Origin of the sequence: Nocardiopsis sediminis, assembly GCF_042650565.1 — a bacterium.
Classification (GTDB): Bacteria; Actinomycetota; Actinomycetes; order Streptosporangiales; family Streptosporangiaceae; genus Nocardiopsis_B; species Nocardiopsis_B sediminis.
The window spans coordinates 185,330-196,039 of sequence record NZ_JBHSBH010000004.1; the positions used below are offsets into that span (position 1 = coordinate 185,330).

Annotated in this window: 6 protein-coding genes; 2 read left to right on the plus strand and 4 right to left on the minus strand. The window is 74.1% G+C overall.

Annotation, left to right across the window (positions count from 1 at the left end; all coding sequences use genetic code 11):
* Nucleotides 1-11: 11 nt before the first annotated feature.
* Nucleotides 12-2,756 carry an AfsR/SARP family transcriptional regulator gene (locus tag ACFOVU_RS04980; RefSeq protein WP_378530213.1) on the minus strand — a complete coding sequence of 915 codons (2,745 nt, stop codon included), beginning with the start codon at nt 2,754-2,756 and terminating at the stop codon, nt 12-14.
* Nucleotides 2,757-2,957: 201 nt separating this feature from the next.
* On the opposite strand from ACFOVU_RS04980, the gene ACFOVU_RS04985 reads away from it, so the two are divergent.
* Entirely contained in the window at nt 2,958-3,845 is an 888-nt protein-coding gene (locus ACFOVU_RS04985) for a M23 family metallopeptidase (protein WP_378530215.1), read from the plus strand.
* A 251-nt stretch (nt 3,846-4,096) separates the two neighbouring features.
* Here ACFOVU_RS04985 and ACFOVU_RS04990 read toward each other — a convergent pair whose 3' ends face one another.
* The 3 genes from ACFOVU_RS04990 to ACFOVU_RS05000 all read right to left on the minus strand — a co-directional run bounded on the left by ACFOVU_RS04990 (nt 4,097) and on the right by ACFOVU_RS05000 (nt 9,241).
* Nucleotides 4,097-7,066, minus strand: coding sequence for a type I polyketide synthase (locus tag ACFOVU_RS04990; RefSeq protein WP_378530217.1), 2,970 nt, complete (start codon nt 7,064-7,066; stop codon nt 4,097-4,099).
* 139 nt (nt 7,067-7,205) lie between these two features.
* Nucleotides 7,206-7,853 carry a hypothetical protein gene (locus ACFOVU_RS04995; RefSeq protein ID WP_378530219.1) on the minus strand — a complete coding sequence of 216 codons (648 nt, stop codon included), beginning with the start codon at nt 7,851-7,853 and terminating at the stop codon, nt 7,206-7,208.
* A gap of 134 nt (nt 7,854-7,987) precedes the next feature.
* Nucleotides 7,988-9,241 carry a styrene monooxygenase/indole monooxygenase family protein gene (locus ACFOVU_RS05000; RefSeq protein ID WP_378530221.1) on the minus strand — a complete coding sequence of 418 codons (1,254 nt, stop codon included), beginning with the start codon at nt 9,239-9,241 and terminating at the stop codon, nt 7,988-7,990.
* Nucleotides 9,242-10,248: 1,007 nt separating this feature from the next.
* Here ACFOVU_RS05000 and ACFOVU_RS05005 point away from each other — a divergent pair.
* The gene (locus ACFOVU_RS05005; protein WP_378530223.1) at nt 10,249-10,539 is read left to right on the plus strand and encodes a hypothetical protein; all 291 of its coding nucleotides are present in this window, start codon (nt 10,249-10,251) and stop codon (nt 10,537-10,539) included.
* Nucleotides 10,540-10,710: the final 171 nt, after the last annotated feature.

The following is a 10,710-nucleotide window of genomic DNA, read 5'->3' on the forward strand; positions in this document are numbered from 1 at the left end:
GGGGCGGCGGGTCAGCCGGTGCGGGTGGGCTGCGGGGTGCGCGCGGTGCGCAGGTGGCCCGTGTGCGGGCCGCGGGCGGTGTGCGTGGCGCGGGTCGTGCGGTCGATGACCGCAAGGGAGCCGGTGATCCCCTCGCGGTCGCCGATCTGGTGGAAGATCGCCAGCGCCGCGCGGAAGCGCGCCAGCGCCGCCGGGTGCGCCCCCTCGGCCGCGCGGAGCAGCCCGATCTCGTGCAGCACGTGCGCCTCGCGGTGCCGGTCGCCGGTGTCGCGGCTGAGGTCCAGGGCCGCCGACAGCCAGTCCAGTGCGGTGTCGGTGTCGCCGCGCGCCCGCCACAGCCGGCCGATGGACGCCCGGATCAGCGCCTCGCCGTGGCGGTCGCCCGCCGCCAGCGCACCCTCCAGGGCGCGGTGGCAGTGCTCCATGGCCTCCGGGTAGCGCCCGCGCATCCGCGCCACCGTCGCCAGGCCGCTGAGTGCGATGGACTCGCCGTGGCCGTCGCCGCACGCGGCGAACATCCGCCGGGACCGGTCGAACAGGTCGGTGGCGCGCTCGTGGTCGCCCTGGTAGGCCCGCAGCTGGCCCAGGCCGCGCAGCAGCGCCGCCTGGCCGCGGCGGTGGCCGGCGGCCTGCACGGCCGCCAGTGCGCTGCGGTGGGTGCGGTACCAGTCGCCGTAGTGCCCGTGCATGTCGAAGTAGGGGACCAGGGCGGCCGCGAGCTCCCAGGCGTGGTCGGCCAGGCCCGCCTCAGCCGCGCGGGCGACCGCTTCGACCAGCGCCGGGCGCTCGGCGTCGAACCAGGCACGCGGCCGCTCCGCCGCCCGCCGCGCGGCGGCCCCGCCGGGCGGGCGGCGGCGGGCGCCGCCCAGGCGGGCGACGAACGGGCTCACCGGCATCCCCGCATTGGCCGACTCCACCAGTGCGAGCCAGCCGCCGGCCACGCGCTCCAGGCAGGCGCGCCGCTCGGCGCGGTCGCCCGGCGCGTCGGCGAGCTCCCGGGCGTAGAGCCGCACGAGCTCGTGCATGGTGAAGCGGGGCTGGTCGATCGCGTCGACCCCGGCGGGTTCGATCGCGTGCGCCTCCACCAGCGCGTCCACCACGTCCTCGGCCTCGGCGTCGTCGCGGTCCACCAGCGCCCCGATCGCCCAGGTGGGCAGGGAGGACGCGGCCCCCAGCGCGCCCAGGGACGTGAAGGCCGCCGCGGCCGGGCCGGGCAGGTCGCCGAAGGCGGCGGCGAAGCCGGGCCGGACCCCCAGCGCGGTCAGCCGGCGCGGCTCGTCGGCCAGCCGCTCGGCCAGTACGCGCGGCGGCCAGGCGCGCCGGCCGGCCAGCCGCCCCCCGGCCTGGCGGATCGCCAGGGGCAGCCCCCCGCAGGAGCGCATGATGGCCTCGGCCGCCGCGGGGTCGGCGGCGGCCGCCCCGGGGGCGCCGGACGATTCCAGCAGGGCGCGCGAGGCCGCGGCGTCGAGCATGCCCAGTTCCAGAAGGCGGGCCCCCGCAAGGTCGGAGAGCCGGCGGCGGCTGGTGACGATCACCGCGCACCCCTCGGCCCCCGGCAGGAGAGGGCGCACCTGGTCGGCGCAGGCCGCGGCGTCCAGGATAAGCAGCATGCGCCGCCCGGCCATCCGGGAGCGGTAGAGGGCGGCCCGGGCGGCGACCCCGGAGGGCAGGGCGCGGCCCACGACGCCGAGCCAGCGCAGCAGGTCGCCGAGCAGGTCGTGGGCCGACGCGGGCTCGGGGCCCGTCCCGCCGAGGTCGAGGTGGAGCTGGCCGTCGGGGAACCGGTCGCGCAGGGTGTGCCCGGCGCGGGTGGCCAGTGCCGACTTGCCGACGCCCGGCGGCCCGGCGACCACCACCGCCGGCGTGCCGCGGCCGTCGCCGGCCAGGTGCCGCAGGTCGCGCAGGGCGGTGTCGCGGCCGTGGAAGTCGGGCAGGTCGCGGGGGAGCTGGCAGACCGCGGGGACCACGTGCGGCAGGACCGAGGCGAGCGCGGCGGCGACGGTCCTGGCGACGGGGTCGCCGCGGAGGACGGAGTCGTGGACCTGGCGCAGCTCCGCGCACGGCTCGACCCCCAGCTCGGCGACGAGCAGCCGGCGCACCTCGGCGTAGGCGCCGAGCGCCTCGGCGCGCTGGCCGGACCCGTAGTGGGCGAGCATCAGGTGCAGCCACAGCCGCTCGCGGAAGGGGTGGTCGGCCAGGAGCGCGCGCAGCGGGGCGATCGCCGCGGTGTGGCGCCCGAGGGCCAAGTGGAGGGCGGCGTGCTCCTCGGCGGCGGCCACGCGGCCCTCGGAGATCCGCCCGATCGCGTCCTCCCATGCGGCTCCGGCGGGCAGGTCCTCCAGGGGGCGCCCGCGCCAGTACCCCAGCGCGTCGTCCAGCAGGCCGAGGGCCTCCTCATGCCGGCCCGCCCCGCGTGCGGCCGCGGCGCGCCGCACGAGGTCGTCGAAGGTGTGCAGGTCGAGTTCGCCGGGTTCGACGCGGATGGCGTAGCCGCCGACCTCGGAGCGCAGGCGGTCGCCGCCGAGGGCGGAGCGCAGCGCGCTGGCGTAGGTGCGCACGTTGGCGACGGCGGAGCGGGGCGGGCGCTGCGGCCACAGCGCCTCGACGATGGTGTCCAGCGGCACGACCCGGTCGGCGTCGAGGAGCAGGGTGGCCAGGAGCATCCGCGGCTTGACCGCGTTGAGCTCCACGGCGCGCTCGCCGGCGTGGACCCGCAGCGGCCCCAGGACTCCGAACCGCAATTCCGGATGCGACATGATCGACCCTCCGCGACGGAACAGGTCCCCCCGGGACGAAGGTACAGGGGACGGCGGTGGAAGAAGAGGGTGGTGTGGTGGCTTTCGTCCCGAATGTGACTTCTTTGGTCCTGCCGGCCGCGCCGCCCCCGATGTAGCGGCGCTGTATGCCCGAACGCGATTCTGTCGGCCATGCGGATGATTGCGCGGACGAAAGCGCGGATGAAAGCGGTGGCGGCGACCGGTGTCGCGGTCCTGGTGGGCGCGGCCTGGCTGCTGGCCGGCGCCGCACCCGCCCAGGCCGCGGGGCCCCGGCCCGCCTTCCAGCTCCCCTTCCCCGCCGGCCAGACCTGGACCGGCAACTCCAGCAACAGCAGCGCCCACCGCTCCTACGAGATCGACTTCAACCGCGGCGGCACCCCCGATGCCGACTTGGGCGACACCGTGGTCGCCGCCGCGGCCGGGACGGTCATCACCTCGGCCCACCAGGGCGACACGAACGGCTACGGCAACCTGGTGGTCATCGACCACGGCGGGGGCTGGCGGACCTACTACGCCCACCTGCGCGTGCGGTCGGTGTCGGCCGGGGCGACAGTGGCCGCGGGGCAGAAGATCGGCGAGGTCGGCAACACCAGCCGGCCGGGCAACAACATCTCCCCGCACCTGCACTACGAGGTGCGCACCACCGACACCTCCTACCCCGCCAACATCGAGCCCGCCTACTTCAACGGGGCCCGGTTCGGCTACCCGAACCAGACGCTGACCTCGCGCAATAGTGGCGGCGGCAACCCCTACACCCCGACGGCGGTGTGCGGGTCGGGCTACTCGGTCATCGACTCCCAGGCGCTGGGGTCGGCCGGGACCGCCTACCTGCTCTACAACGCCTCCAACAGCTACAACTGCGCGGTCACGATCAAGGCCAGTTCGGTCGGCACGGCGTCGGCGACCTCGGCCTTCCTGGAGGTCCAGGGGGAGGCCCGGGTCACCGACTCCGGCTCCTTCGCCTACTACGCCGGCCCGGTGCGCCGGGCGGCCCCGTCGACCTGTGTCAGCTGGGGCGGGTCGGTGGGTTCGCAGAGCTACACCAGCCCCTTCGAGCACTGCGGCTGACGCGCCGCACCCGGCCGCGCCGCCATCAGGCGGCGGCGCACGGGCACGGCCACCGCGGGGGAACGGATGGCACCAGCCCTCCGCGGCGGCCGGGCCCAGTCCTTACTGCGGCCGAGCCCCGCACCGGTCCTCGCGGCGGCCGGGCCCCGCACCCGTACCTGGCCACGGCCACGGCCACGTCCCCCCACACGTGGCCGTGGCCGGGTGCGCCCGTTCCCGGGAGCCCGTCGGAAGACGGGCTCCCGGGCGCTTTAGAGCCAGCCGGACACCGAATCGGACAGCTCCCGGACGGTGGCGGACTGCGCGATCTCCGCCAGCGGAAGGTCGACCAGGCGCGGGTCCAGGGCGCGCAGCGACCGGGCCAGCTCCAGGCTCTTCATCGAGTGCATGCCCAGCGCCATCAGCTCCTCGGACGGGTCCAGCCGGACGTCGGAGGCGAGGCCGAGGGTGTCGGCGAGCACCAGGGCGACGGCCGCCGCCGGATCGCGGTGTATCAGCTCGGCCGCCCCCACCCGGTCGGCGTCCCCCTCGGCGCGCGAACGGTCCCACGCCATCGGTGGCAGCGTCGCCACCGGCGCATCCCGCGGCACCGCCCCCTCGGGGACGGGCCCGCGGGTGTAGAGCTCGGCGGCCTGCGCCACCAGCGCCTCGTACTCGTCCTCCACCGGTTCGACGGGGGTACGCGCCGGGCGCCGGGGATCGGACGGCCGGCGCGCCGGCACCACCGCGCCCGGCCAGCCGCCCTCGGAGAGGACCGCCTCGATGTTGGGGCCCACGATGCCGCGCGGGCCGACCTCCAGGAAGACGGGCTCGGTCCGGTGCAGGTTCTTGGCGTGGTCGGCGGCGAGGGTCAGCGCGTCGAACATCCGGACCCGGCCGCGTGCCTGGGCGGTCCAGTAGTCGGTGTCCAGCTCACCGCCGTCGACCGCGCGGCCGGTGTAGGAGGAGATCATGGGGGTCCGCACCGGCCGGGGGGCCATGGGCGCGAGGGCCTCCCGCAGCTCCGGCAGGTGGGGGTCGAGCAGGGCGCAGTGGCCGGGCGGGACATCGGTGATCCGCCGGGTCCACACCCCCTGCTCGGCGAGGCGCGCCTCAAGGGCGTCCAGTGCGGAGACGCGGCCGGAGACCACCGTGGCGGAGGGCCCGTTGTGGACCGCGAGGGCGAGGTCGTCGCCGTGGCCCTGGATCTCCTCGAGCGCCTGCGCGGGGGTGAGCGCGGTGACGAGCATCGCCCCCGTGCCGGCGGTCCGCCCGATCTGGCGCGACCGGGACACCACCAGGCGGGCCGCGTCGCGCAGGGAGAGCGCCCCGGCGACGTGGGCGGCGGCCACCTCGCCGAGCGAGTGCCCGATCACCGCGCCCGGCTCGATCCCCCACGAGCGCCAGACCGCGGCGAGCGCGACCTGCATCGCGAACACGCCGTGCTGCTTGGCCACGAACGGTTCGATCGAGTCGCCCGGTGACCACGGGTCCTCGGTGAACTCGCCGAGTGCCGCCCGCACCCGCTCCAGCTCCTCGGCGAAGGCGGGCAGACGCTCGGCCAGGCGCATCCCCATCCCCGCCCAGTGCGTGCCGTGCCCGGGGAAGACGAAGACGACGGGAGAGGCCAGGGCGGTGCGGGCGAGCCGCCGCGGGCGCAGGGTGAGCCGCCGCGGCCCGGCCAGCGCGGGGTGGGTCCGGCCCTCGGCGAGCGCGCGCAGGGCGTCCGCGGCCTCCGCGGGATCGGCGGCGTGCACGGCGGCCCGCGCCGCATGGTGGTCGCGGCCGTGCAGCAGCGTGCGCGCGGTGCCGGCGAGATCGGGCCGCGCGCCCACGGGCCCGGTGAGCCGGGCCGCGGTCTCACGCAGGGCGGCGGGGCTGGGCGCCGACAGCGCGAGGAGTTCGGGGCGCCGCTCCGCCCGTTCCCGCACCGGCCGGTCGGCGTCCGCCGGTACGCCGCGCAGTACGACGTGGGCGTTGGTCCCCGAGAAGCCGAACCCGGAGACGCCCGCGCGGCGGGGCCGGCCGCGCTCGGGCCAGGGCACCGGCTTCGTCGGCACCTCGAAGGGCAGGCGCCGCAACTGGGGCCGCTTCTCGTCGTGGTTGATGGTCGGCGGGATCTCGCCGTGGTGCAGGGCGAGCGCGGTCTTGATGAGCCCCGCGATCCCGGCGGCGCCCTCCATGTGGCCCAGGTTGGACTTCACCGATCCGACCAGGACCGGTGCGGCGGCCGGGCGGCCGGGGGAGAGGGCGTCGCAGATCGCGGTCGCCTCGACCCGGTCGCCGGCCGCGGTCGCGGTACCGTGCGCCTCGATGTAGTCGACCTCGCTCCGGTCGATCCCGGCGCGGTCGTAGACCTCGGTGAGCAGGTCCCGCTGCGCGTCGACGTTGGGGGCGTGCAGGCCGAGCCCGTTGGAGAAGCCGTCGGAGTTGACCCGCGAGGCCTCGATGAGCGCATAGGTGCGCAGGCCCCGCGCCACGGCATCCGCGTGGCGCATGACGATCACGGCCCCCACGCCCTCCCCGCGCACGTAGCCGTCGCCCAGGGTGTCGAACGGGCGGCATCTGCCGTGCTTCGACATCACCCCCGGAGCGTCGAGGGAGGCGGTGATGCGCGGGTTGGAGAGGATGTTGGTCCCGGCGACGATCGCCGCGGACACGTCGCCCGCCTGGAGCGCACGGCACGCCTCATGCGTGGCGACCAGCGAAGACGAGCAGGCGGTGTCGGTGGTCGTGCTGATGCCGCGCGCGTCCAGGGCGTGTGAGATGCGCCCGGAGAGCAGCGCCATGCCGGCGCCGGCGGCGGTCTGCATGTCGACCCGGCCGGTGCCGCCCAGGGTCAGGGTGGCCTGGTCGAACGATGCGGCGCCGACGAACACACCGGTGTCGGATCCCGCCAGGGAGCTGGGCCGGATGGCGGCGTCGGAGAGGGCCTCGTGGACGACCTCCAGCAGGATCCCGTGCTGCGGATCCATCTGGTCCCGTTCGCGGGGGCCGATGCCGAAGAAGGAGGCGTCGAACTCGTGGTCGATGATCCCGGCTGCGGGTGGGCTCGTGGGACGCTGGGTGGGGTCGATGAGGGGGGCGGTGCGTTCCCACCGCTCCGGGGGGTAGGTGCCGATGAGGTCGCGGCCCTCGGTGAGCGCCTGCCACAGGTCATGGGGGGTGGTGATGTTCCCGGGGAACCGGACGCCGATCCCCACAATGGCCAGATGGTCGCCGTCGGTGACGGTTTCCGCCATGGTGTGCCTCTCCGTTCGCCCGCGCGCCTGCTCCGCGCGCGGGGCCGACCGATTCGGCGCGGCCGGGTAAGGCCGCGTCGCACAGCGGAGGCCGGACCCTGAAGGCCGGGTCCGGCCCCACGTCCTCAAATGGCCGGGATCACCGGCCTGGGCCGCGGCCCTTCGCACTCCACAGCGCCATCGCGCCGCGCAGCTCCACGTGCACGTCGTCGAAGCGGCTCGTGAGCTCGCGTTCCAGGTCCTCACGCGAGTCGGAGAGGTTGGCGAAGACGCCCTGGTCGTTCATCTTGACCAGCAGGCGGCGGCCGAAGCCGCTCATCGGGACGTCGGCGCCGATGCGGTCCCAGCGCACCACGGTGGTCCCGAAGAAGGTGCCGCCCTCTTCGAGAACGGCGGCCACGTTGTCGAAGATCGGTGCCTTGGAGGCGATCCCGCCGCCGCCGATCCCCCGTACGCAGTGCAGCAGGTTCGCCGCTGCCACCGACTGCACGGTGCCGATTCCCGTGGGGAACGGGGCGAGGACGTCGCCCTGGTGGCGCTTCGGGCTGTAGCGCGCCAGCCGGCGCTCGCTGACGTCCAGTGACCCCTCGTGGAGATCGAGCAGGTGCACCTCGGGGGCGTCGCCGGGCAGGCCGACCTTGTTGGGCAGGTAAGCGGTGCCCGGCGCGACTTCGAGGTGGCGTTCCCGCAGGTTCTCCCGGTAGAGGGCGGCGATGTGCGGCCACCGGCACCCCCACGCCGCCCAGTAGGTCCCGTGCACCACCAGCAGGTCGTACAGCCATTGCATGTTCCGCCGGCTCCAGACCTTCGGCCGCGGGGTCGATCGCTGGGTGTGCGGTTGCTGGGGGTGGGCTCCCGGCATGGGGGCTCTCCTCTACTGGGGGAAGACAGGAGGGTCGGGGTGGGTCGGGGTGGGTCGGGTTACTGGTGTTGTGCGAGGAATTCCATTGCGGCCTGCTCGGAGAAGAACCAGCCGTAGGTGGAGGGGTCGTCGAGCCCGTGTGCGTAGGCGGCGGCGACCTTCTCGTTCTCGACAGCGGCCGCGATGATGGCCTGGAAGAACGCGGGGGGTTCCCCGTTGTCCCAGATCCCGTCGAGTGCGGCGCTCAGCAGCGCGGAGTGCTGTCCTTCGGCCTCGTAGTAGGCGTCGAACGTCTCCTGCATCCACGCGGCGTCGAACGGGCGGTCGCCGTGCGCGAGGATGCGTTCCAGGTAGATCCGCGCCGACATGGTCGACACGTTCCAGCCCTGGCCCGAGATCGGGTCGGTGGTCATGACGACGTCGCCGATCCCCAGGACCGCGCCGCCCGACGGCAGGTGGCTGACGGGCTTGCGGACCACGGGCGAGCTGGTGGTGACCAGCCCGCTGTTCTTCACCGGCTCGATGTGGTCCATCCGCGCCGCGGTCGCGGGGGCGTAGGTCCCCAGGGTGGTGCGGATCCACTCCGCGATGGCCTGGGGGTCGGGCCCGCGGTGGCCGCCGCCGGAGTCCGCGAGGTGCCCGCCGTCGAGCACGCCGCCCGGCTTGTCCAGGACGGTGATCGAGTGGACGAGCGTGTCGATCTCGTCGGTCTGGATGGGGGCGATGATGACCCGGCCGATGGGCGAGGAGATCACGTCGGCGTAGGCCCTGCCCGCGGGGCTGGGGGTGAGCCCGCGGACGAACACCTGGGTCACGACGCGCTCGCTGGCGCCCGAGAACCGTTCGCGGTCCGTGTCGAACAGCGCGCCCAGTTCGCCGCCGCCGGTGGCGATGACGATGAGGTCGTACATGCGGGTGAAGTAGTCGAGGGTGTCGATGGTGACACCGTTGATGACCACCTTGCCGCCCTTGTCCTCGAACATCTCCAGCCAGTCGGCCAGCTTGACGCGGGCGTCGACCGCGATCCCGAACGCGTGGTCGGGGAACGTCCCGGTGATCGCCAGCGGCTCCGACACGGGCTGGCGGAGCCCGATGATGCGGGGTGCGAAGCCCGACCACCGGTCGAGGTCGAGCCGCTGCTCGTCGCGCAGCGCCCGCGGCAGCGAGAACTGGGTGATGCGCGGCGTCCCCGTGCGCACCTCGTCGCTGGTCTTGCCGTTGATCAGGGTGACGTCGTAGCCCCCGTGCAGCTGGAGGCCCCTTGCCAGGGTCACCCCAGCCTGTCCTGCACCCACGATCAAAATCTTGCGCATGCTCTGCCTTCCTTTTTGGGGGTTGGGGGTGCGGATGCCGACCAGGAGGCGAATGACCTCGTCTGAGGCTTCACGTCCCCCGGAGGTCACGCGTGACAAACCAGGTCATCCCGGGTGATCCAGAGCACCTGTCGCACCATTGCACGTCTGGTCTCCCAGGGGAGACGAGCGCTCATACGCAATCCCGCCGAGCTGAAGAACGGGTATTTCCCCAGGTAGTAGCCGATATCGGCCATGGGGACCGTTTCAGGGCAGGGCTTCGGTGAGCGCCACCACGACCCCCTTCGCACCAGGGCACACCACGTGCCACGGTCCCGCGAAATCCTAGAATCTACGCGCGTTGAGAAGGGTAATGGTCGAGCCATGATCATCAAACATGACATGTCCGAAAAGCCGGTACGACACCGGCGTCCGCGTACGCGCGCCCGTGCGTGCGGGGGGTGGGAGCGGGCCGAACGGCCGCGCTGTCCGAGTCAAGATCGTTAGGGACCCTGGTCGCGCCGCCGCGTCCTCGGCACGGATGGGCCGGGCGATGGGTTCACCGTCGGTCCGGTGCCGTCCCGGTCGCGGCATCCCCCGGAGGCCGATTTCCCGGTTTTGGATGTCCTCACCGGAGGACGGGGCGGGACGGCGCCGGCCCCGGGCGCCGCGGAGTACGAGGGCGCACCGGAGCGCGGGCGCGGCGGATCGGGCCGGGCGCTTTTCGGGGTCCGCCCGCGGGCGTTGAATAGGCCCGGTTGGTATTCGCCGATCCCTTGGGCTTTTATGCGGGACCGGCGAGTTCGCAATGGGCTTCAAAACGATTGCGCGCGGAAGTGGTGTCCACAATCGGCCGCGGCCGCGCCGGCGTAACGCGTGGTCCCCCGCGGGGCGGAGGCGTGGAACCAGCGGGAATGGCCCGCGGCCTGAATCGGCCACGTGGGAAAAGCGACAGCGTGAGGCGAGTAGGGAATGGGTAGCGTGGTACGCAGGGAAGATGCATCGAACGCTGGCTGAGGTTGGTCGCGATGTTCTGCAACGTCAGGCAGATCACAATGCCGGAACTGCGAGCCTGGGCACGGGAGCATGGTGTGGAGATCGCCGAACTCGGATCACGCGACCTCGGTGGTAACCGCATCTTCTCGGCCACCCATGAAGATGAAACGCGCGTGGCGAAAATCCCCGCCGACGAGGCCCCGGAAATCCGTGCAATGTGGGACGCGCAATTGCGCGCAGAACTCGACCGGATGCCCGAATCCCATCTCCGCCGCCTGTTCATGGAGCCCCCGGTCCACGGGTGCGCCGGTCCGCCGGCCTGAGGCCGCGCCCGCCGCAAGAACCTCCCCGGCCGTTCGTGAGGGCGGACCTGCCGGGGGGACACGGCCCCGGGAGGCGTTCCGGCCCCCGGGGCCGGTGCGCGCGGACGCTTCCGGCCGACGCGGATGCCCGCGGGGACCGGAGACGGAACCGGCCGGCGCGGGGGCGAGAGG